The 22,822-nt window shown below is 41.4% G+C and carries 13 protein-coding genes; 8 read left to right on the top strand and 5 right to left on the bottom strand.

Features of this window, described 5'->3' with window-relative positions; genetic code table 11:
- Positions 1 to 37 precede the first annotated feature (37 nt).
- Positions 38 to 958, top strand: a complete 921-nt coding sequence (gene miaA / locus ACYT6F_RS09015; RefSeq protein WP_472600854.1) for a tRNA (adenosine(37)-N6)-dimethylallyltransferase MiaA — start codon at positions 38 to 40, stop codon at positions 956 to 958.
- Positions 959 to 1,186: 228 nt separating this feature from the next.
- Here miaA and ACYT6F_RS09020 read toward each other — a convergent pair whose 3' ends face one another.
- The 4 genes from ACYT6F_RS09020 to ACYT6F_RS09035 form a co-directional block, all read right to left on the bottom strand.
- Positions 1,187 to 2,599 (bottom strand): efflux transporter outer membrane subunit, encoded by a 1,413-nt coding sequence (locus tag ACYT6F_RS09020; RefSeq protein WP_472600855.1) that lies wholly within the window; start codon positions 2,597 to 2,599, stop codon positions 1,187 to 1,189.
- Between the two features lie 286 nt (positions 2,600 to 2,885).
- Complete coding sequence (locus tag ACYT6F_RS09025) at positions 2,886 to 6,068, bottom strand: efflux RND transporter permease subunit (protein ID WP_472600856.1); 3,183 nt, start codon at positions 6,066 to 6,068, stop codon at positions 2,886 to 2,888.
- A gap of 222 nt (positions 6,069 to 6,290) precedes the next feature.
- On the bottom strand, positions 6,291 to 7,451 hold the full coding sequence (locus ACYT6F_RS09030; protein WP_472600857.1) for an efflux RND transporter periplasmic adaptor subunit: 1,161 nt from the start codon (positions 7,449 to 7,451) through the stop codon (positions 6,291 to 6,293).
- Between the two features lie 338 nt (positions 7,452 to 7,789).
- Positions 7,790 to 8,386, bottom strand: coding sequence for a TetR/AcrR family transcriptional regulator (locus ACYT6F_RS09035; protein ID WP_472600858.1), 597 nt, complete (start codon positions 8,384 to 8,386; stop codon positions 7,790 to 7,792).
- A 285-nt stretch (positions 8,387 to 8,671) separates the two neighbouring features.
- Here ACYT6F_RS09035 and ACYT6F_RS09040 point away from each other — a divergent pair, with 285 nt between their 5' ends.
- Entirely contained in the window at positions 8,672 to 9,226 is a 555-nt protein-coding gene (locus ACYT6F_RS09040; RefSeq protein WP_472600859.1) for a thioredoxin family protein, read from the top strand.
- A 118-nt stretch (positions 9,227 to 9,344) separates the two neighbouring features.
- Here ACYT6F_RS09040 and ACYT6F_RS09045 read toward each other — a convergent pair whose 3' ends face one another.
- Positions 9,345 to 9,971: a response regulator transcription factor gene (locus ACYT6F_RS09045; RefSeq protein ID WP_472600860.1), complete on the bottom strand. Its 627-nt coding sequence runs from the start codon at positions 9,969 to 9,971 to the stop codon at positions 9,345 to 9,347.
- 682 nt (positions 9,972 to 10,653) lie between these two features.
- Between ACYT6F_RS09045 and ACYT6F_RS09050 the strand changes: the two genes are divergently transcribed.
- From ACYT6F_RS09050 to ACYT6F_RS09075, 6 genes are all read left to right on the top strand, one after another.
- Positions 10,654 to 11,283, top strand: coding sequence for a hypothetical protein (locus ACYT6F_RS09050; protein WP_472600861.1), 630 nt, complete (start codon positions 10,654 to 10,656; stop codon positions 11,281 to 11,283).
- Between the two features lie 184 nt (positions 11,284 to 11,467).
- The gene (locus ACYT6F_RS09055; RefSeq protein WP_472600862.1) at positions 11,468 to 19,720 is read left to right on the top strand and encodes a DUF8202 domain-containing protein; all 8,253 of its coding nucleotides are present in this window, start codon (positions 11,468 to 11,470) and stop codon (positions 19,718 to 19,720) included.
- 87 nt (positions 19,721 to 19,807) lie between these two features.
- Positions 19,808 to 20,326: a hypothetical protein gene (locus tag ACYT6F_RS09060; RefSeq protein ID WP_472597751.1), complete on the top strand. Its 519-nt coding sequence runs from the start codon at positions 19,808 to 19,810 to the stop codon at positions 20,324 to 20,326.
- A gap of 311 nt (positions 20,327 to 20,637) precedes the next feature.
- Positions 20,638 to 21,201, top strand: a complete 564-nt coding sequence (locus tag ACYT6F_RS09065; RefSeq protein ID WP_472600863.1) for a porin family protein — start codon at positions 20,638 to 20,640, stop codon at positions 21,199 to 21,201.
- A 163-nt stretch (positions 21,202 to 21,364) separates the two neighbouring features.
- Complete coding sequence (locus ACYT6F_RS09070) at positions 21,365 to 21,919, top strand: hypothetical protein (RefSeq protein WP_472600864.1); 555 nt, start codon at positions 21,365 to 21,367, stop codon at positions 21,917 to 21,919.
- 147 nt (positions 21,920 to 22,066) lie between these two features.
- Entirely contained in the window at positions 22,067 to 22,804 is a 738-nt protein-coding gene (locus tag ACYT6F_RS09075) for a DNA-binding domain-containing protein (RefSeq protein WP_472600865.1), read from the top strand.
- Positions 22,805 to 22,822 lie beyond the last annotated feature (18 nt).

Raw genomic sequence — 22,822 nt, forward strand, 5'->3', positions numbered from 1 at the left:
ATAAAATACAATTCACCCATTTTCGTAAATTAGCGGCGTGAAAAAGAAAAACTTAATTTCTGTTGTAGGACCTACCGGTATTGGAAAAACAAGGTTGGCTATTGATCTGGCCAAACATTTCGATACAGAAATTGTTTCCTGCGATTCCCGCCAGTTTTTTAAAGAAATGAAAATCGGAACCGCGTCGCCTTCTGAAGAAGAGCTGGCGGAAGCTCCACATCATTTCATCGGTAATCTTTCTGTGGAAGAATATTATTCGATCGGGCAATATGAAGAAGATGCATTAAAAAAACTCAATGAACTTTTTGAAAATCATGATGTTGTCATTTTGGTTGGCGGAAGCATGATGTATGAAAAAGCGGTAATCGAAGGTCTGAATGATCTGCCGGAAGCTGATGAAGAACATCAGAAGGAATTACAGGAGATTTTCGAAAATGAAGGAATTGAAAAGCTTCAGGATATGCTCAAAGAACTCGATCCTGAATATTTTTCAGTCGTAGATATTCACAATCACAGAAGGCTTTTGCGCGCTATTGACGTGATCTGGCAGACCGGAAAAAAATATTCTGAATTAATTGCGGTTTCACAGGATTCCAGAGATTTTAATACGATCCGAATCGGAATTGAATCGCCGAGAGAAGAATTGTACGACCGAATTAACAGGAGAGTGGATATCATGATGGAGAAAGGTTTATTGGAAGAAGCAAAAAGTTTAGAAAAATTTAAACATCTGACAGCTTTAAATACAGTTGGTTATGCTGAATTATTCAAATATTTTGATGGAGAATGGGATCTTGATTTTGCCGTTTCCGAAATTAAGAAGAACAGCAGGAGATACGCCAAACGCCAACTGACCTGGTACCGGAAAGCGGATGATATTCATTATTTACCGTTGGGATATTCGCAGGAGGATTTTAATGGATTGATTGGATATATTGGTCAACAGACTTTGAAGTAACTTTTTTATTTCCCACAGATTTCGCAGATCTGCAAAGATTTTTGGAATATTTTAATGTAAAGATTTGCTGATTGTCATTCTGACGAAGGAAGAATCTCCATAAATATTTTATAGATTCTTCACTTCACGTTGTTCCGTTCAGAATGACAGCGTGAGTGTTTTTTAATTTAAAAACAAAAAATGCAGCCCCGAAAGACCGCATTCCATTAACAATATAATTTAAATTTACTACTTCCAACCGCCACCTAACGCCCGGTACAAGTCTACAATGCTGCTTAATCGTTGTCTTTTTACGGACGCTAAATTCAGCTCTGCCTGCAGAGAATTTCCCTGAGCGGTTATCACTTCTAAATAGTTTGCCATACCGCCTTTGTAGAGCATTTCGGCACTTTTAATTCCGTTTTTTAACGTTGCTGCCTGTTCGGCTGCCTTTTGTTCCTGAACCTTCAGACTTTCATTAGAAACCAAAGCATCTGAAACTTCACCTACCGCATTCAAAACAGATTGACGAAACGCCAGTACATTTTTTTCTCGCTGAATTTTAGCAACATTCAAATCCGTTTTCAACTGTCTTTTCTGGAAAATAGGCTGGGTAATTCCTCCTAATACAGAACCGAACAATGAAGCCGGAATCTGGAACCAGTTATCAATTTTAAAGGAATTTACCCCTCCGTTGGCGGTAATTTTTAAAGAAGGATACATATTCGCCTGAGCAATCCCGACGATTGAATTTGATTCCAATAAAACCAGCTCCTGCTGACGGACATCCGGACGACGGCTTACCATTGCTGCCGGAAGCCCTGCAGAAATTTCCTGCGGCAGGGAGGTTTCAGACATTTCAATCGTTCTGCTGATTTTTCCCGGGTTTTCACCCACCAAAATACTCAGGGCATTTTCCTGAATCGCAATATTTTGTTCCAGTTGAGTGATCAGCAGTTCTGTGGATTGCTTTTGTGCTGTTGCCTGCTGAACTCCCAGTGAAGTCGTGTCACCGCTTTGCCACAGCTTTTCCGTGAGAGAAAGGGTGTTACTGCTCAATTCTAAATTAGCTTTTGCAATCTGCAATTGTTTATCAAGCATCAATAAATTATAATATCCCTGTGCAATGGCTGCAACCACTTGTGTCTGAATCGCTTTTGTCGCTTCATAAGTCTGCAGGTACTGCATTCTGGAAACCTCCTGCTGGTTTTTAATTTTTCCCCAAATATCTGCTTCCCAGGATAAATTGAAGGCCGCGTTGTAGTCTTCAACATGACTTTGTCCTAAAAATAAATTAAGGCTTTGTCCGTTCATGCTGTTTTTTGAAGGCCTGGAAATCTGCGCAGCAACTCCGAAACCTACATCGGGATACTGCAGGTATTTTGCCTGTTTGAGCTTTTCCTGGGAAGAGGCCACCTGTTTTAGAGCAATCTGCAGATCGTAGTTGTTTTTAATTCCTTTTTCAATCAGAGTCTGCAGCATCGGGTCATTGAAAAACTGTCTCCATTCTAAATTGGCAACGCTTGCTGTATCGGCAGTTGCGGTATATTTGAACGTTTCGGGAAGATCAAGTTCTGGTTCCGTATATGCCAGTTTCGACACGCAGGACACCGAACCCAGAGCCAGCCCGAAAGCAATGATGATATTTTTTATTCTTTTCATAAAGGTTTAAATTTTTAATGGATTACAAAACTTTGAGAAATTGTTTCAGAAATTATTTTATTATACCTTTTTTAAATTTTTTCAACGCAAAGAAATATTTAATGTGGAATATTTGTGTGAGCAAAGTTTAATCAATTTAAAATTGATTTGAATAAGCGTACTTTAATCTTAGCTTCATCAGCGACTTGTCGCTTCCTTTGCTCTTTAAAATATTTGGTGTTAATAATTAAATCTTTGCGTTTAAAATCTTAGTCTAATTTTTCTCAAAGCTTTGTTAAGCATATTATTAATGTGCAGCAGCTAAAAGTTCCGCTTCCAGTTTCTGTCTCTGAAGTCTTTTCTTTTTTCTGCTTGGCATTTTTTCATGTAAATACTGGAAGATCACAAACATCACCGGAATAATGAAAATCCCGAATACAACCCCTGTCAACATTCCGCCAACGGTACTGAATCCAATTGAATGATTTCCTTTTGCAGAAGCTCCCTGCGTGAATACAAGCGGCAACATTCCGACGATGAATGCAAATGAGGTCATTAAGATCGGTCTTAAACGCAGTCTTGACGCTTGTAATGCAGACTCCAGTAAGGATCTCCCCGCATTTCTTCTCTGTACCGCAAATTCTACAATCAGAATGGCATTTTTCGCTAATAATCCGACCAGCATAATCAAACCAACCTGAACATAAATGTTATTATCAATTCCAGCCAGTCCGGTGAAAGCAAATACCCCGAAAATCCCCGTCGGAATCGTTAAAATAACGGCAAACGGAAGAATGTAGCTTTCATATTGAGCTGCTAAAAGGAAATACACAAACAAAATACTTAGCATAAAGATGAATGCAGTCTGTCCGCCGGTTTTAATCTCTTCACGGGTAATCCCTGTCCATTCGTAACCGAAACCTCTCGGAAGCGATTTTTCTGCCACTTCTTCAACTGCTTTAATAGCATCTCCGGTACTGTAACCCGGTTTTGGAGTTCCGTTGATCGTTACTGCATTGAAAAGGTTGTTTCTTGTCACCGTTTCAGGGCCGAAAGCTCTTTTTAAAGTCACTAATGTTTTCACAGGAACCATTTCTCCGGATTTATTTTTAACATAAATTCCTTCTAAAGAATTCGCGTCCGTTCTGTAAGGAATATCAGCCTGAGCCATTACCCGGTAATATTTTCCGAACCTGTTGAAATCTGAAACAAAGCTGCTTCCATAATAAATCTGCATCGTCTGCATCAATTCTGTGATGGAAACACCAAGCTGATTGGCTTTATCATTATCAACCTCGATCGTAAATTGCGGGTTTCCGGCTGCATAGGTTGTGAAAGCGAATGCGATTTCCGGACGTTTCATCAATTCCCCGATGAAAGCCTGTGTAGTTGTCCCTAAATTTTCCAGAGAACCGTTGGTTTTATCCTGAAGCATAAACTCAAAACCGGAAACGTTACCAAATCCCTGAACGGTAGGGAAGTTGAAGAAAAATGCATTGGCATCTTTAACCTGGGAAACTTTCCCTGTTAATCCTGCAGCAATCTGATCAGGATCTGTTATTTCGCCACGCTGGTCGTGATCTTTTAATTTAATAAAACCTGCAGAATAAGGAGATGCATTGGCATTGCTGATGAAGTTCAGTCCGTCTGCAACCCAAAGGTGATTTTTAGCTTTTTCACCGTTGATGATCTGGTCAATCTGCTCAGTTGCTCTGTGCGTCCTGTCTAATGAACTTCCCGGAGGAGTATTTACGGCATATAAAATAAATCCCTGGTCTTCTGTAGGAATAAATCCGGATGGTGCTTTTTTAATTAAGAAAATACTTGCAGCGGTAATCAGTGCCAATCCACCTACGGCCACCCATTTGTTTTTAATTAAAAATTTAAGGCTGTAAATGTATTTTTTGGTTAAATTATTAAAGCTTACATTAAATGCGTTAAAGAATCTTGCTCCGAAACCTGTTTTTTTACCGTGTTCTCCATGATCACCCTGAGGATCATTTAGGAACATCGCGCATAAAGCCGGACTTAAGGTTAAGGCATTCACCGCAGAAATCATGATCGCAATAGCCAGTGTAAAGGCAAACTGTCTGTAGAAAACTCCCGCAGGACCCTGCATGAAACCAACCGGAATAAATACGGCACACATCACCAGTGTTATGGAAATGATAGCACCGGAAATTTCATTCATTGAACTCATTGTTGCATGTTCCACAGGCATTCCTGTGTGTTCCATTTTGGAATGGACGGCTTCCACTACCACGATGGCGTCATCCACCACAATACCGATCGCGAGTACCAGAGCGAATAAGGTCAACATATTGATACTGAATCCGAATAATTGCAGGAAAAAGAATGTACCGATAATCGCTACCGGAACGGCAATCGCCGGAATTAAGGTCGACCTGAAATCCTGAAGGAAAATATACACTACTATAAATACCAGAATAAAGGCAATGACCAACGTCTCAACAACTTGATGAATAGAAGCGTCCAAAAAGTCTTTGGAATTGTACATGATGATGGGCTCAACGCCTTTTGGAAGAGTCGTTTTAAACTGGTCAACCTGTTTTTCAATTTCAGTTAAGATTTCATTGGCATTAGATCCAGCGGTCTGCATAATCGCAAAACCTGAAACCGGCTTACCGTCAACTCTGTTGGCTGCGGTATACGTGTACGAACCGAATTCTACTCTTGCCACATCTTTCAGTCTCAGGAAAGAACCGTCGCTGTTGGCTTTGATGGCTATGTTTTCGTAGTCTTCGTTTTTGTTTAATTTACCTTTATACTTTAAAATATATTCATAAGTTTCCTTGCTTCCCTGTCCCAAACGTCCCGGAGCAGCTTCCAAATTGTGATCTTTTACTGCATTCAGAACTTCCTGAGGCGAAAGTCCGTTGGCTGCCAATCGGTCTGGCTTCAGCCAGAGTCTCATGGAGTAATCTCTCGTTCCGAAAACCTGCGCCTGGGCAACTCCCGGAATACGCTGAATCTGTGGAATGATGTTGATTTTCAAATAATTCTGTAAGAAAAGTTCATCATATTGCTTAGGGTCATTACTCGTTAATCCCATGAACATGATCATACTATTCTGAACTTTCTGTGTGGAAATTCCGGCCTGTACCACCTCCTGAGGAAGCTGGCTCATGGCTTTTGACACCCGGTTCTGAACGTTTACGGCAGCATTATCCGGATCAGATCCCTGTTTGAAAAATACGCTTAGCGTCATCGTACCGTCGTTACTTGAGTTCGAAGTCATGTAAGTCATGTTTTCCACTCCGTTCACGGCTTCTTCAATAGGAGTTGCTACCGAGCGGGCCACAACTTCCGCATTCGCACCCGGATAAAAAGCGGTCACCTGAACACTCGGCGGTGCAATATCCGGAAAGAGGGCGATGGGTAAATTAAAGAGCGACAAAGCACCCAATAATAATAGTATGATGGAAATAACCGTTGAAAGTACCGGTCTTTCTATAAATTGTTTTAACATAAGAAGTTTATTTTTTAATGTTGTTTAAACTTTTCTTTATTAAAAAGAACAAAGTGTTAAACACATAAGTCACATTAAGTTTTGATTATTGCTTAAAAAAGAACACATTAGTTTTAAAAATCTTCGATTTTCATTTTTTGTGTACTTTAAATTATTAGTAATTGTAACTTTTAAAACAGAGAAAATCTTTTGTGACTTTTGTGGTTAAAGAAATTTAAACAGTTATAAAGGTCTTGCTTTAAGCAAGCTATCAGAGGAAATAACTTTTGGCTGAATGGCAACACCATCTTTTAAGGCTCCGATTCCTGTGAATACAATTTTGTCTCCTACGGAAAGTCCTTCAGAAATAAAGTAATAGCTGTCTGTTTTTCCGGATATAGTTACCGGTTTTCCCGTCACTTTTTTATCTTTTCCAACAACATAAACGTATGTTTTATCCTGGATTTCGTAAGTAGATTCCTGTGGAATAACCATTGTTTTGTCGAACAACTGCGGCATGCGCACTCTACCGGTATTTCCGGTTCTCAATACTCCGTTTGAATTTGGGAATACGGCACGAACACTGATGGCTCCGGTTGTTTTATCAAACTGTCCGTCAACAATGCTCATTCTTCCTTTTTGAGGATAAATGCTGTTGTCTGCGATGATTAGATCTACCATCGGCATGTTTTTCAGTTTTTCATTTAAAGTAGCTCCCGGATATTTATTTTGAAAAGCAATAAAATCCAGTTCGCTTAAAGAAAAGTAAGCGTAAATTTCACTGATGTCCGATAATAAAGTCAATGGACTAGGGTCGGTTCTGGAAATCAGACTTCCTTTTTTGTAGGGGATCCTTCCGATGTATCCGCTTACAGGAGCTGTAATTGTGGTAAATCCTACATTGATTTTTGCACTTCCAACAGAAGCTCTTGCTTGTGAAGCAGCTGCAACTGCGGCTGCGTAGTTGGCTTTTGCGGTTCTCAGCTGTACTTCTGAAACCACTTTTGCGGCAACAAGAGGCTGAAGCCGGTCGACTTCTACTTTCGCTTTCTGGATGTTGGCGTTGGCAACCTGCAAATTGGCTGTTGCCATATTCATCTGTTCGCCGTAGCTTCTGGAATCTATTTTGAATAAAGGCTGCCCGGCTCTCACATAGGCACCTTCTTCCACATAAATTTTATCTAAATAACCATCCACCTGAGCTCTGATTTCTACATTGTTTTTTCCTTCCAGAGCGGTCGGAAATTCCTGATAAACAGTGGCAGGAGAGGTAATCACGGTATATACCGGAAGTTCAGGAGCGGGAGGCGCTGCATTAGATCCTTCTGCTGCTTTTGTGCAATTTTGTAAAAGGATAATACTCGAGATAAGTACGATGATCCTCGTTTTTCCAAATATTTTCATTTTGAGTTTAAATTTTTAATGAAGTGTTAAATAAATAAGATAGTTTTTAATTTAATATCCGTTATATTTCCTAACAGTGTTAATGATTTGTTTAAAAAAATATGCAGAATTTTTAATATTAACTTTTAAGTGACTTTCCATAATAATGTGGTATGGTTGATAATTTAATCTAAAGTGTGTTATTTTTTCTAACGGTGTTAATTTAATTGATAAAAAAAACTAAGAATAATTCATAATTTTACATAATTGTTTTAATTTTTAATTGTTTTTAAATGAATAATTTATATTAATTAGGTGTTAATATTCCTAACGCTGTTAATTTTTAATTCAAAAAAAAATTATAAAGACTTAATGAAAGCAGAAACTGTTTCATCCAAAGTCGTTTTATTCATCGTTGAAGGGATATCATCATTACGCATCATCATGATGGAGATCAATCCATGTACCGCTGAAAATAAAGCGTGGGACATGTGACAGGCATTTTCCGTTTTTGATCCGTTTTTCTTAATAATTTCATACGTGCAGTCATACAGCATATCCTGAAATGAAGAAAATTCTTCTTTCATCATTCCTTTTCCGCTGCACTGCATTCCCAATCCGAACATCAGCTGGTAATACTCTTTGTTCTTAAAAGCAAACTTCCAGTATGCATCCACAATAGCTTTTAACTGATCTTCCGGATTGTCGTGTGCTCTCTGAGCTTTCAGCAATTCGATGTGCAGACAATGGAAGCCATTCAGCGAAATCTCGTATAAAATAGCCTCTTTGTTTTCAAAGTGATCGTATACTACCGGTGCGCTGTACTCAATGGCATCGGCAATTTTTCTCATGGAAAGGGATGCCCAGCCTTCGGTTTTAGCCAAAGAAAAAGCCGCATCCAGGATACTGGTACGAATGTTTTCTTTCTCTCTTTGTCGGCGTTCATGTAAACCCATGATATTTTGTTACTAACAGTGTTAGCAAAACTACAAACTTTTTGATATTACTTCCAAACAAATTTTACAGTTTAACTTTTCCAGACCGCTTTAAATATGTTGAAAAATTGAATGGAAGCCGGAGGAATGGGAGCTGGGGGATCATTAATTTAATCATTTTTAAATTATTGTAAAATAAATGAAAAGTATAGTCAGGCTCAATTAAGACCTTGATCTTCCCGCATCCATCTTCCTTAATGAGATAATCAATAAAATCTTTATCTTTGTGATCAAATAAAAAAAGTTATGAATACTCCTTCAAATATGATCGCTTTGGGCACAAAAGCACCTTTTTTTGAATTGCCAAACCCTTCAAAAAGCAACGAAATTCAGTCACTGGATGATTTGAAAGGTGAGAAAGGTACGTTGGTAATCTTTATGTGCAACCATTGTCCGTTTGTACTGCATGTTATTGATAAGTTAAATGAACTGTACGAAGATTATAATGAACGAGGGATCGAATTTATCGCCATCAATTCGAACGATGTTGAGAAATATCCTGCAGATGCTCCGGAAAAAATGATTGAATTCCAGATTGAAAGGAATTTTGACTTTCCTTATTTATATGATGAAAGCCAGGCGATTGCAAAAGCATACGATGCCGCGTGTACGCCGGATTTCTTTTTCTTTGATGAAAAGCTGGATCTTATCTACAGAGGGCAGATGGATGACTCAAGACCGGGGAATAATAAAGATGTAACGGGCGAAGATCTCATCATTGCTTTTGAAAATCTTCTGGCAGGCGAGCCTCAGGAAGAAATTCAAAGACCAAGTATGGGATGCAATATCAAATGGAAATAATTGTGTTGATTTCAAATGAAACTGTTTCAACGTAATAATGATACAAGCTGTTCTTCTGAACGGCTTTTTTTATGAACTATAGTTGCGCTAACCCGATAGGATCCTTAATTACTTTGTATTATACGGAGTATTTCCTGTTTATCTCTAAAATATCAATCAGGTTACTGGTACCCAATTTCTGAAAAATCCTTCTTTTATAAGTGCTGATGGTGGCGACATGTATTTTAAGTTCATTAGCAATCTCCAGATTTCCATAGCCTTTAATCAAAAAATGATAAACCGTTTTCTCTCTCCCGGAAAGATTGTCCAGCGGATTTGTTTTTTTTCTGAAAATGGAATGCTGAATCAGTGCATCTGTAATTTCCTTTGAGTAATATTTGCCGGTGTTTAAAACTTCTGAAACGGCCCTGGCAATTTCATCTTCGTGAGAAAGTTTATTCAGGTAGCCGTCTGCACCTTCCTGGATGCTTTGTATTGCTCCGGATGGCTGATATATTGAAAAGATAAGGATCTTAAGTTGAGGAGCTTTGCTTTTAAACTCAGAAATCATACCCTTTTTATTTCCCTGTATATTAACATCTAAAATAAGGAGCGTATAATCTTTGTTTTTGAATAGCTTTTCTACAATCTCATCATAATTTTCAGCGTATTCTACGCTAATGTTCTTAAAGTAATTTTTCAGAATCATTTTTACGCCTGTCCTGATGACGAAATAATCATCGGCAATAAGTATTTTTTTATTCATATCATTTGTATTTATAGAACTGAAATCGCTTATCAGCTTTGTATTTATCTGTGTTTCTGTAAAATGTGTTTTTTATTTAATCATTCAGGTTCGGTTCACTTAAAATATATCTTTTTTCATTGTAGCTAACATATATCCTATGCCATCCTGCGCACTTTGATTTCAATAATAAAGATAAAAAAAATATTTATTTAATTAATCTCAAATTTATAAACAGTATTGCTTAAACAATTCACTGTAATTATTTTCATTTTTACTGAATACCATAAAGCCAGTGATATTTTATTTAAATTCTTACAGTTTCCGCTTATTAAACGTTCTGCTTTGTAATTAAATTATTACAAATATATAATTATTTTATTACAGTAAACCATATTGTTAATCAATGTCTTGAATGTAGATTTGTAAAGGCAAAATAAACGTAATTATTAGAGTTATTTTTTTTGAAAGATAATTGAAAATTACCGGAATATTGATAAGTCGGAAAATTAAAATTAGAATAAAATAGACAGAATTCTTTTTACACATGGGGGTGAATTAAAATAAATTAAAATAAAATTTTAGATTTAAAAATTTAAGCTTTAAATGATATTAGACCCCTCAGAAAAACACAAAAAGTGGACATATTATCAATAAGTCTAACAAGGTGCTACGAAACATTTTCACTTAGAAAATACAAGTAATGAAAACACGAATGATGAAATCCTGCAAACTGATGGCCTTTCGCTTTTCCGAAAGGTTTGTTAGCTTTTTTTTCATCATTGCTTCGATATTCCACTACGGCCAGTCATTATCAGCAGAAAAGGCGGGGGTATATATTCATGAAGATGCTGTAATAATATACAATTCCGAATTAAAAGACGAAAAAACAGGAAGAAGCAAAGAAGTCAGTCCGAAAGTTGAAGTTACCGGTACAGAGTATTTATATATTAAAGGAGGAACTGTTGTTTCCGGCATAGAAAATATCCAGGTCCGCAAAACAAAGAAAAGTTCATCTTCCCGCCAACAAAAAGTCATAGCCAAAAGAGAAGTATCTCCACGAAAAGTTAAGAAAAACAATCTTTCAGGCTCTACACAAACCATCACAGCACGACCGGAGCAAAACAGCGTATACGCTACCTCATTATCAGCGCAATCAGTATGTGTAGCACCGGGCAGTCATCAGAATTTCATACTCCATTATACGGCAGAATATATTTCCAGAACAAGATATAATGAATATATCAATCAGGATTATCACTATCGCTACTCTGTTCTTTTAAAAAATATTATAGACGGAGGAGGGATACGCCCGCCACCCTTTCATTGTTAAAAGACTTTTATCAGAATTCCACAGGATAACGTATTCTTTCCGCTTATTAAGATAACATTTCATGATCTTATATTTGGGAGAAATGTTCCTGCTTACCAGCTGTTTATTGTATTACAGTACATGCTCCTTGGTTCAGATAAAAGCAGTGAAAAAAAGAAAATTTCTTATTTATACACATACAACAATGATTAAAAAAATCTTATTACTTTTATATGGCCTGCTTTCCGTCTCATGGATCGTGGCACAAAGCCCGGGGGGCGTCTCCGGAGCAAGCCTTTGGCTCAGGGCAGATGCAGGTATCGCATCATATTTTGATGTTCCTGCCGCTAATAGGACCGCGAGCAGCAACTTTTCCGGTCTCGGTCCGGCAAATTCTACTCTAACTTCCACTTCTTCATGGTCTGCGGCTACCAACACTACAGGAGACTTTCTTACATTAGATTTGGGTTCAGTACAGACCATTCGCGGCGTGGTAACCAGGGGAAGGGCAGATGCCGCACAATGGGTAACCGCTTATACGGTGAGTTATTCCACAGATAATATAAGTTATACTTCCCTAGGAAGCTTTTCCGGGAATACAGACCAAAATACCGCAGTAATTAATTTATTTACTTCATCCGTTAATGCAAGATACGTGAGGTTTACGGTGAATGCTGTATCCGCCTGGCCTTCCATGAGGGCAGATGTGGTGCAGCCGTTAGCGGGTGCTGATAATATCCCGGCAGCTTTTTGGGGAGACAGTAACTCTTCAGGAAATAATGTTGCCCAGGCAGCAGCTGCAAACCGTCCGGTATACCTTAACAGCAGTTCAAACAATATCAACTTTAACCCCACCCTTCGTTTTGACGGAAGTGATGATTTTCTTGCCAACAACTTAAATACGGTAGTCAATAATGCCGGAAACTATACCATGTTTGGCGTTTCCTCAAGCGGGTCGGCACTGCTTACCCAGTACAGTAATTCTAGCGGTGTTGACAGGATTGCTCCAAAGTTAGACTATGGGCAGGCGGTAATTAGTGATACAAGGCCTACCGGCATTAGCTTTACTGCATTTACGGCAACACCGCCATCGGATGCTCCCAATTACGGCTTAACGACGTTTAGGAAAAATGGAAGCTCAATTTATTTAGGGCTTAATCAGCAGGTTAGTACAAGTACTTTAGGCCAGACACCGGTTGCTTCCAATATTGCTGGTTTTGATATTGGTTCAAGAAGGAGAGATATTTCTCAGGAAAGGTTTAACGGAAATATGTCGGAAATAATCACATATCCGTCTGCTTTAACTGATGCTGAAAGAAACCGCGTAGAAACCTATTTATCTGTTAAATACGGAACTACAAAAGCAGGAGACTATGTTTCTTCAGGGAATATTACTGTTTGGGATGCAGCTACGGCCAATGTAGGCTACAATAACAATATCGCCGGGATCGGGCGTGATGATATGGGAGGAGCTCCCAATACAGGCCTTCTTCAAAAGCAGTCCCGAAGTGTGAACAGCGGCATTCAGCCGGTTGTCGGGAATGCCAATACTATTTCGGGTACCAATTCTGCCAATAACAGTACTTTTGGTAATGGCAGCTTTCTGGTTTGGGGTTCCAATACCGATCCTGCGACGTTTACAACCGCAATTAATTTTTCAGGGTTAAATAACCGTTTGGAAAGAATATGGAAAGTACAGGAAACCGGTACCGTAGGTTCGGTACGGGTGGCACTGCGCAGTTCGGATCTTCCGGGTAATGTAAGCAGTCCTGCCTTGATCGTAAGCAGCGATGCTGTATTTAACAGCTCGGATAATATCATACCAATGACCCAGGCAAATTTAGGCGGGGTAAACTACTGGTATGCAGATGTTGATCTAAGCAGCGGACAGTTCTTTACTTTTGGTGCCTTCGTAACAGCTCCCGGAGGAGTATCAGGAGCAAGTCTTTGGTTAAAAGCAGATGGAGGAACATCTGCCAATACGGACGGAGCTTCCATTTCTCAATGGAGTAACCAGAACGGAGGAACGATCAATGCTACACAGGCTACGGTTTCAGACCAGCCTTTTTTCAGAAACAATGCAACAGATAATATTAATTTTAATCCTGTTGTTTCTTTCAACGGTACCAGTTCTGGATTTAATATTCCGACTTCGCTTATTCCTACTGGAGGCAATTACGGATTTGCATACTTCGGAGTGTCGAACTATGCTTCAGGCTCGGGACCCGTATTTGCAGTAGATGTAGGAAGCGCTACTAATGACCCTCAGAATTTTATAGTTAATGGGACTACAAATCAGGTGCAATGGCATAGTTGTAATAGTGGCAGTGCATGTTTTGTAGATACGCCTGCGCTGACATCTTTTAATGTCAATGCAATGGAAGTATACAGAGCCTCCGGGTCGTCTACTGTATTTGCAACTAATAACAGGTTGCCGGCGGTAAGCAATACACTATCTGCCTTCACAGGAAATCCATTGGCAATTTACATAGGCTACAGAAATTTTTCAGGAGGCCAGTTTTTTGGAGGAAGAATCCCCGAGATTATTCTTTACCCTTCCGATTTAACGAATCTGCAACGTTTGCGCATAAAGAGCTATATCGCTTTAAAATACGGAGTAACTTTAGGCAATTCTTCAAATGTTGTTAATTACCTCGCATCAGACGGCTCAACAGTGTGGGCGGGTGATACCACTTATCAGAACAATATTGCGGGGATCGGCCGTGATAACGCTTCTGCGCTCCACCAGAAGCAGAGCCGCAGCCAAAATACAGGCAGCCAGGTGGTGGTGAGTTTAGGAACCATTGCAGCCGACAACCAGGCCAATTCTGGCACTCTTACAAATGGGCAGTTCTTTATCTGGGGGAATGATAACGGTTTATTAACTACGTTTGTCCCGACAGGCAATACCAGTTATCCCAACCGTTTTGCAAGGATATGGAAAACCCAGAACACCGGCTCTTTTGCACAGAATATTACGGTGTATTATCCGGTAAGTGCCTTTGGAAATGCAGCACCAGGTACCGTAGCATTATTGTATGGAGCGTCTGCCGCATCACTGGATAGCGGCCCTTCGGCTATTGCCCAAAGCGGTACCACTACCATCAACGGGGTAAGTCATTACATCTTTACCGTACCCGCAGCAGCGATCGCCAATATGCAGTTCTTTTCGTTCTCTGCTCTGCAGAGTACTCCGGGAGGGGTTGCGGGAGCAAGTCTTTGGCTAAAGGCAGATGCAGGGACTTCTACTACAACAGACGGCGGTGCTGTTTCGCAATGGAATGACGTATCCGGTAATTTAAATCACTTCTCTCAGGGAACGGCAGCCAGCCAGCCATTGTTCAGAAACAATACCACGGCGAATGTGAACTTTAACCCTGTTCTTGACTTTGACGGAACCAATGACTTCCTGGATGCGGTTTCCTTCTCTGTAAATCCTGCCAACAATACGATCTTTTCAGCCGTTAGGCCGGATGCTTTTTCGGGCCCAAGAACGGTGGTAGGATCTGGTCAGCTGAATAGTAATTTTGGAGGAGAGTTCCGATTCAATAATGATATCTTAGAATACAGGCAAATAGCCGGAGCCGGTGTTCAGGGCTCCGTAACCAGTGGAAATCTACCTGCCGCAGGAATTCCATTGCTGTTCTCATCTTCCATGGTATCGGGTACTAATGGGGCTAATATTTATTATAACCAGAACCGGGTGGCTTTCAATACGATCTCTGCAATTCCTGCTGCATTTAATCTGGTAAGCGTTGGTTCCAGAACAGTAGTGTCACGTAATTTTTACTTTGACGGTTCTGTACCGGAGGTGGTGATCTACAACCAGCAGTTAACCGCATTACAACGTTTGCAGGTAGACAGTTATTTAGCCTTAAAGTACGGGGTCACATTAACAAGAGATAATGATAACGATCTTAATCCGGGTGAGCTGATTTCAGGAAGTGTTTTAGAAGGTGACTATGTAGCATCTAATGGTGCGCGTATCTGGAACAGCGATGCCACCTATCAGAACAACATTGCCGGGATCGGACGTGATGATGCTTCTGCACTGCACCAGAAGCAGTCCCGAAGTATGAACAGCGGTTCACAGGTGGTGGTGAGCTTAGGAACCATTGCAGCCGACAACCAGTTCAACAGCAATATCATCCTAACGGATAGGCAGTTCTTTATCTGGGGCGATGATGCGGCGTCTATTACCCGAGTGGTAAAAACTGGCAATGGCACGTATCCTTTTCGTTTAACAAGAGTGTGGCGTACCCAGAATACCAACAGCTTTGCGCAGGATATGACGGTGTATTATCCCGTTAGTGCCTTTAGCAATGCGCCTTCTTCTACAGTAAGCTTATTGTACGGGGCCAATGCAGGCTCTTTGAGTAATGGTACGGCAAGTACCATAGCACAGAGTGGAGTTACTTCAATCAATGGGATCAGCCTTTATATCTTTACCGTTCCGGCCGCTCAGGTTGCCAACATGCAGTTTTTCTCCTTTACCGGAACGATCACCGGTCCGGGTGGGGTAACCGAAGATGCACTCTGGCTGAAAGCAGATGCAGGAACTTCTGTCACAACAGATGCTGCTGCCGTAACCACCTGGAGTGACCAGAGTGGCAACACGAATGACGTGACGCAGGCCACTGCAGCCAACCGACCTTTATATAGAAACAGCAGTTCCTTAAATATCAATTTCAACCCGGTATTGAGTTTCGATGGTTCCAATGATGATTTGAGGGATGCCAACGGAATATTAGGAACGGCTTCCTACACAGATGCCGCTGCTTTTGTAGTGAGCAATGTAAGCACCATAACCGCCAGTTCTATTTTTAGTGAGGCACTTGGTACCGGGACCCAGTTCAATATGCATGCTCCATGGACCAATAACGAGGTATACTGGGATGCAGGGCTAAGCAACAGGCTGAATGTAGCCTGGGGAGGTGCTACAGGGGTCCCATACCTATGGACAGGCTGGAACAACGGCAGTCTTACCCCTGCCCGCGTCCTGCGTCGAAACGGCTTGCAGATAAATTCAGGAACAGGTATCACCTCGTTTACGGGGAACAATAATGTCATGTATATCGGTTCCAACAATTCCGGATATTATAACGGGCAGATTGGTGAGATCGTTCTGTATGCCACGGCATTATCTGCTGCTGACCGTAACAAGGCTGAATCTTATATGGCCATTAAATATGGTCTTACCTTAGATCAGACCGCTGCCCAAAACTACACCGCCGCGGATAATACGGTAATCTGGAATGCATCGGCAAATACAGGCTACAATAACAATATTGCCGGTATCGGAAGAGACGATGCTTCAGCATTGTACCAAAAGCAGTCCAGGAGTATAAACAGCGGTCTGCAGCCGGTAATTGGGAATGCCAATACAATAGCAGCCGCCAATACCGATAACAGCAGCACTTTTGCCGCAGATGGCAGCTTCCTGGTTTGGGGTTCCAATGCGAATCCTTCTACGTTTACCACTGTGATTAATTATTCAGGGTTAAACAGGCTGATGGAAAGAATCTGGAGGGTACAGGAAGCCGGTACCGTAGGTTCGGTACGGGTGGCACTGCGCAGTTCGGATCTTCCGGGTAATTTGGGAAGCCCGGCATTGATTGTAAGCAGCGATGCTGCAATTAGCAGCTCAGACAATATCATCCCGATGACCCAGGCAGTATTGGGTGGCGTAAGCTACTGGTATGCCGATATTAACCTGAACAATGGCGAGTTCTTTACTTTCGGAGCACTGATTACAGCTCCGGGTGGGGTTACTGGCAATTTACAGATGTGGCTTAAAGCCGATGCCGGGGTTGCTGCTTCAGGAAACAATGTAAGCACATGGAACGATATCAGCGGTAATCCTGCTATTACCACTCAGGCCTCCATAACACCGAGTTCCGATATCACCCTTTCGCAGGGAGCATTCAATTTCAACCCGGCACTTAATTTTACGGGTGTTGATGGGAAGAGATTGGTGGGTAATACCACAGGTTCAGGCAACTTTAGCGGAAGCCTTACCGTGTATGGGGTGTCACAGTTAACTTCATCACTGTCAGATATTGCCGCTGTGTTTAATACCAATTGGAAAGGATTGCAGGTAAGTAATTCAGCTTATGTTGCTGATGGCGCAGCTGCAGGAACGGTAGAATCTGCAAATACACCATTGGGTACCCTTTTTAATCCTCAGATAGCTTCCGTACAGTATACCGCAGATAATACAAACAATTCTTCTGCTTACTACAACGGCGGTCTCTCGGAGCTGTATACCGGAACTGGTGTAGCCAGTACACCGATTGCAGGTTTCGAAATCGGAGGACGTACAGCATTTCAGGATTTTTCTCGTACGTATAGAATATTCAGAGGATTGATTCCTGAGGTAATCAATTATAAATCTTCAACACAGACTCCGCTTGAAAGATTGCGTATCAATACGTATTTAGCCGTTAAGTACGGGATCACCTTATCAAGAGATAACGACGGAGACGCTGCACAGGGCGAAGTAATTAGCGGAGGTATTTTAGAAGGTGATTATGTAGCATCTGATGGTACTACCCGCATCTGGAACAGCGATGCCATTTACCAGAACAACATTGCCGGGATCGGCCGTGATGATGTATCGACATTGCAACAAAAGATATCACGATCTGTAAATACAGGCAGCATACTCACATTGGCTACCAATAACAATTTTGTTTTGCCAAATACGGATGTAAGCCGCACAGGAATTACCAATGATCTGAGCTTCCTTGTGATCGGAAACAATAACGGTTCTGCTACGGCAAGGGCTGCTACAAATTTGGCGTCAGGCTTTAATACAAGAATTGCAAGATTATGGAAAGTTCAGGCAACGAACTATACCCAGGCTGTGAGCATGCAGTTCAGCGGGTTAGATCATGCCAACTTTACCTGGAATGTGGTATGGAAATCTTCGGACGATAACTTTACTACAGGTTCCACAACGTTGGGAACACTCAACAACAGCGGACAAATAACGCTTCCTGCAGGTCTTGCTTCGGGATACTTATCCTTACAGAGTGCTGCTTTAGACAGTGATGGAGACAGCGTAATCGACTTCGATGACCTGGATGATGATAATGACGGTATTTTGGATATAAATGAAAGTAGTAATGCATCAGTGCAGATAGCTGGAACAGGAAACCAAATTATCAATGGGGTTACCTTGAGTAAAGTTTTAGGAACAGGAATTACTGCTAATATTGCTTCATTGGGATCAACTTGCTCAACCGCAATGGTATCATCGTCTGGCTACAGATTTCAAACAACTACATCGACTGCGTTAACATTCAATTTTAGTTCTCCGGTTTCAGGAAATATTGATGTGGTTATGAATTCTGTGTATTTGGATGAAATATTTACGGTAACGTCTACAGGAGGTCCGGTTTCAGTTTCAACATTAGGTACAGGAACATGTGTAACGGTATCGGGTAATACTTATCGTGGGGTATCGGGTAGTTCTTCTATTAATGATTCTGGCAGCGTACGTCTTTCATTCAATACTCCTGTCACTTCAATTACCATTACGGCGACAGGTCCAGATTTGCTTTCATTTCATGATTTCTTTTTAAATACAGTAATTGATATCGACACTGACAATGACGGGATACCCAACCGTTTAGACTTAGACAGCGATAATGACGGCTGTGTGGATGCCATAGAAGGCGCAGCGGGCATTACGCCTTCCCAGCTGGTAACGGCCTCAGGAACAGTAACGGTGGGCACAGGTTCTACAGCCTCTAACCAGAACTTAGGAACCAGCGTGAATGCACAGGGTGTACCGCAGTTTGCAATCCTGCCTTCAGGATACAGCAATACCACTGGGCAGGCATTGGGAACCTCACAGACGGTTAATACCGTAGTAGTGGGTACGGCCTCTTCAAACCAGACCATTAGTGCCAATACGGCGCCGGCAGCTCTAGCCCTAACCGGCAGCACTGGGGGTACGGGATTCCAGTGGCAGGTATCTTCAGATAATATTGCATTTACGGATATTCCTGCTGCAACCTCTGCAACGTATTCACCGGGAACGCTTACCGCTACCCGCTACTACAGGGTGAATGTTACCAGTCCGGGCGGTTGCGTGTTTACTTCCAATACAGTAACGATTACCGTAAACGCATTCTGTTACAAGCCTGCCGCTACGGTAGGTACCACGCTGGATGCAAAGCAGGGAATTACCGCATTAGGCAGGGCAGGAACCAATAATGAGAACTGGCCGATGGTTCGCAAAGGTGCCTGGACGGTGCTGGAAGCCAAAACGAAAGGCTTTGTGATCAACAGGCTTACCGCAGCACAAATTGCGGCCATACCGCCTGCCAACCTTGTAGAAGGAATGATGGTGTATGACACCACGGCCAGCTGTATGAAAGTGTATACCAGCACAGACGGCGGTACTACTTTCGGTTGGCAGTGTATCACGACACAGACCTGTCCGGATTAAAATTAATGTTTAATTGTTAACTGAACTCGGGGAGCCTGTACCCGTACAGCTCCCTTCGGTTCAGGAACGGTGAAAAAAGTTTTTATTATGAAAAAGTTTATTATACTATGTTCTTTGCTTACCGCCGTGCTGGGAACAGCCCAGGTAGCAATAGGAAAATCTTCGGTGACCAATGCTTCGGTCTCCCTGGAGTTTGGGAATGATAACCGGGGTATTGTTCTTCCCTGGGTTACATCCTCGGCATCGGTTACGGGAGCGGTAGACGGCACGTTCATTTACGATATTTCGGATAAAAAGGTGAAATACAGGAACAGCGGCAGCTGGGTTGATTTAAGCGTTGATGCAACAGGGGTGGTAAATACTTCCCTGCAGGACACTAAAACCGATCGGCCTTCAGCAAAGGCAGCCATTGGCAGTACTGCTGCAACGGACACTACACCGGGTATCCTGGTGCTCACCGATACAGATAAAGCGATGGTGCTTCCCAAAGTGGCCAGTCCGCACCTTAATATCATCAACCCTTCACCGGGAATGATGGCCTATGATACGGTAAGCAGACAGCTGGCGGTCTTTAACGGTACTGTCTGGTCGTTCTGGAAACCTTAATTAATATTTATGTATTGCCACTGCTCCTTTCATAGAAGCAGTGGTATTTTTTAGATGTCAGATCAAAACCAAATTAACAGGAAAATGAAAATTTTTGAATTGTATCCCCACCCGCCTCCGAAATTAAGGCTATTGCGATAGATTTTGGAAACATTATAAATAGCAAAAAATGTAATATTAACCTTTTACTAAAACCTTATAGTAAGATGCTATTTATCATGAAAATGTTATTTTTTTTATCATTTAAACAATAATTAATAAATTTTCTTATTTTTGCCATCATGAAAAAAAATTTGTTCACATTAGTATTTGTGTCAGTAATTAGCCTTTTTCAGGCTCAGGAAGACAAAAAAACACTCACTTATGGCGCTAAAGCCGGCCTTACACTCTCTACATGGACGGGCAGTTCAGTAGATGGTATCGGTTCCCGAGCCGGTATCTATGCAGGAGGTTTCGTTAATTACAAATTTTCACAGCGTTTCGCACTACAGCCCGAACTGCTATATTCCATGCAGGGAGCAGGGGAGACTCCCATTGTAAATAATGTCCGGGTAGATTATACCGTAGACTACATTACCCTTCCTGTCATGCTGAAATTTTATGCTGCTCCCAGGCTGAATCTTGAATTCGGACCTCAGCTGGCATTGAAAGTTAACGATAAAGTTAAAGCAAAAAATACCGTAACCGGTGTCTCAGCAACCTCCGATATTGATGTCCGTAATGTTGATTTTGGCCTTAATGCAGGACTTGGTTACGAATTCTCAATGGGACTTGGTATAGATGCACGCTACAATTTCGGTCTTAGCGAAGTGCTGGAGGGAAGCAATGCACGAACTTCTGTTTTTTCCTTTGGCCTGAGCTACAGGTTTAAATAATGACGTGCTCTTGTAATGATCTAAAAATCAGATTTTCAGAGAACTGAAGGATTATATATAATGCTTTCTCATGATCTGTTAAATATTTCAGACTTCACTTTCATATGAAAGTGGAGTCTTTAAACAATAACGAGTAATATATTATCAACATTAAAAAACAACGATGAAAAAAACAATTTCTTTAATGCTTATTGCAGTGTGTTCTTTATGCTATGCGCAGGAAAAAGAACAGTCTTCAGAAAAAACTTTTTTTGGAGTGCAGGCCGGTCTCCTCGGCACCAATGTGTATAATGAGTATAATCTTTCTAAAAAGTTTGCCATCAGAACAGATTTTAACCTGGAAGCATCCTTTTTCTCCCGGGGAGATCTCACCAGCAAATCAGGGTTTGCTTTAGTGCCGGATATTTCAGTAACCCCCAAATGGTATTACAACATTACAAAAAGAGACCAGGAAGGCAAAAACACCAGGCATAATGCAGCCAACTATATTTCTGCCAGGGTGGGGTTTATTCCCGATTGGTTTGTGATTTCTAATATCGACGGCTTATATACAAATCCAATGATTTATGTGGCACCTACATGGGGATTCAGGAGAAACTTTGCAAAAAATTTCAACTATGAGTTCCAGGTAGGGATGGGAGTAGGTAAAATCCTGAAAGATAATTACCCGTTGCAGGCCGTTCCCAATCTGAGCTTCAGGATCGGGTACGATTTTTAAAATCTTTACAGTACAGCCGATACCACCACCGTATAATTTGTTTATACCAAATGGGCTGTACTGATTTTATTTAGAGATACGGACAGTTTAATGCAAACCGTTTTGCATTGAATATAGGTCAATTAAATAACTATTAAATTTCACAAAATGACAACAATCTTACACAAAATCAAGGCGTATCTGTATGATAACGTTTTAACCAAAGACAATCCCAATGACTTCACAGCTCGTACCGTGAGCGAGCGTTCCCTTTCCGTAGAGGATATCTGTAATGCGGCGGCAGGCCGGGGCGGGGCAGATATTTCCGCTTCTGCAATGGCACATGCCACCGAACTTTTCCTCAAAGAGATGGCCTACCAGCTTTGCGACGGATATTCTGTAAACACAGGCTATTTTACCGCCGCCACCACCATTCGCGGAGTTTTCGACAGCCCCGCAGAAACGTATAACCCCGATAAGCACAGCATCCTGTTCCAGTTTAATCAGGGTGAAAAGCTCCGCGCGGAAATTCCCGGGATAGAAGTAAATATCTTAGGCGTGGCAGGTGCATCTTCTGCCATACTCCAGGTAACCGATGTGAAAACAGGATCTGTAAACGATCTGCTTACACCGGGAAGAAACCTGAAAATTACAGGCTCTAAGATAAAAATTGCAGGCGAAGAGCCGGGCAATGGCATCTATTTTATCAATACGGCAACGCTCGCTAGAACTGCTGTAGATGCCACGGATATCGTTACCAATAATCCTTCTGAACTCATGATTATAGTTCCTGCTTCTTTAGTGGCAGGCACCTACACCCTGGAGGTGGTTACGCAGTTTTCAGGAAGCCAGAACCTGAAAACAGCAAGAGCCGCCCAGTTCGATAAAGTTCTTACCGTTGCATAAAAACATACCGCCTGCCAG

The organism is Chryseobacterium sp. NG-CE01, from assembly GCF_055695505.1.

What these genes read in the sequence shown, in the direction of transcription:
- ACYT6F_RS09020 (WP_472600855.1), bottom strand. Translation starts at nt 2,599, where the DNA reads ATGAAAAGAATAAAAAATATCATCATTGCTTTCGGGCTGGCTCTGGGT.
- ACYT6F_RS09025 (WP_472600856.1), bottom strand. Translation starts at nt 6,068, where the DNA reads ATGTTAAAACAATTTATAGAAAGACCGGTACTTTCAACGGTTATTTCC.
- ACYT6F_RS09030 (WP_472600857.1), bottom strand. Translation starts at nt 7,451, where the DNA reads ATGAAAATATTTGGAAAAACGAGGATCATCGTACTTATCTCGAGTATT.
- ACYT6F_RS09035 (WP_472600858.1), bottom strand. Translation starts at nt 8,386, where the DNA reads ATGGGTTTACATGAACGCCGACAAAGAGAGAAAGAAAACATTCGTACC.
- ACYT6F_RS09040 (WP_472600859.1), top strand. Translation starts at nt 8,672, where the DNA reads ATGAATACTCCTTCAAATATGATCGCTTTGGGCACAAAAGCACCTTTT.
- ACYT6F_RS09045 (WP_472600860.1), bottom strand. Translation starts at nt 9,971, where the DNA reads ATGAATAAAAAAATACTTATTGCCGATGATTATTTCGTCATCAGGACA.
- ACYT6F_RS09050 (WP_472600861.1), top strand. Translation starts at nt 10,654, where the DNA reads ATGAAAACACGAATGATGAAATCCTGCAAACTGATGGCCTTTCGCTTT.
- ACYT6F_RS09055 (WP_472600862.1), top strand. Translation starts at nt 11,468, where the DNA reads ATGATTAAAAAAATCTTATTACTTTTATATGGCCTGCTTTCCGTCTCA.
- ACYT6F_RS09060 (WP_472597751.1), top strand. Translation starts at nt 19,808, where the DNA reads ATGAAAAAGTTTATTATACTATGTTCTTTGCTTACCGCCGTGCTGGGA.
- ACYT6F_RS09070 (WP_472600864.1), top strand. Translation starts at nt 21,365, where the DNA reads ATGAAAAAAACAATTTCTTTAATGCTTATTGCAGTGTGTTCTTTATGC.
- ACYT6F_RS09075 (WP_472600865.1), top strand. Translation starts at nt 22,067, where the DNA reads ATGACAACAATCTTACACAAAATCAAGGCGTATCTGTATGATAACGTT.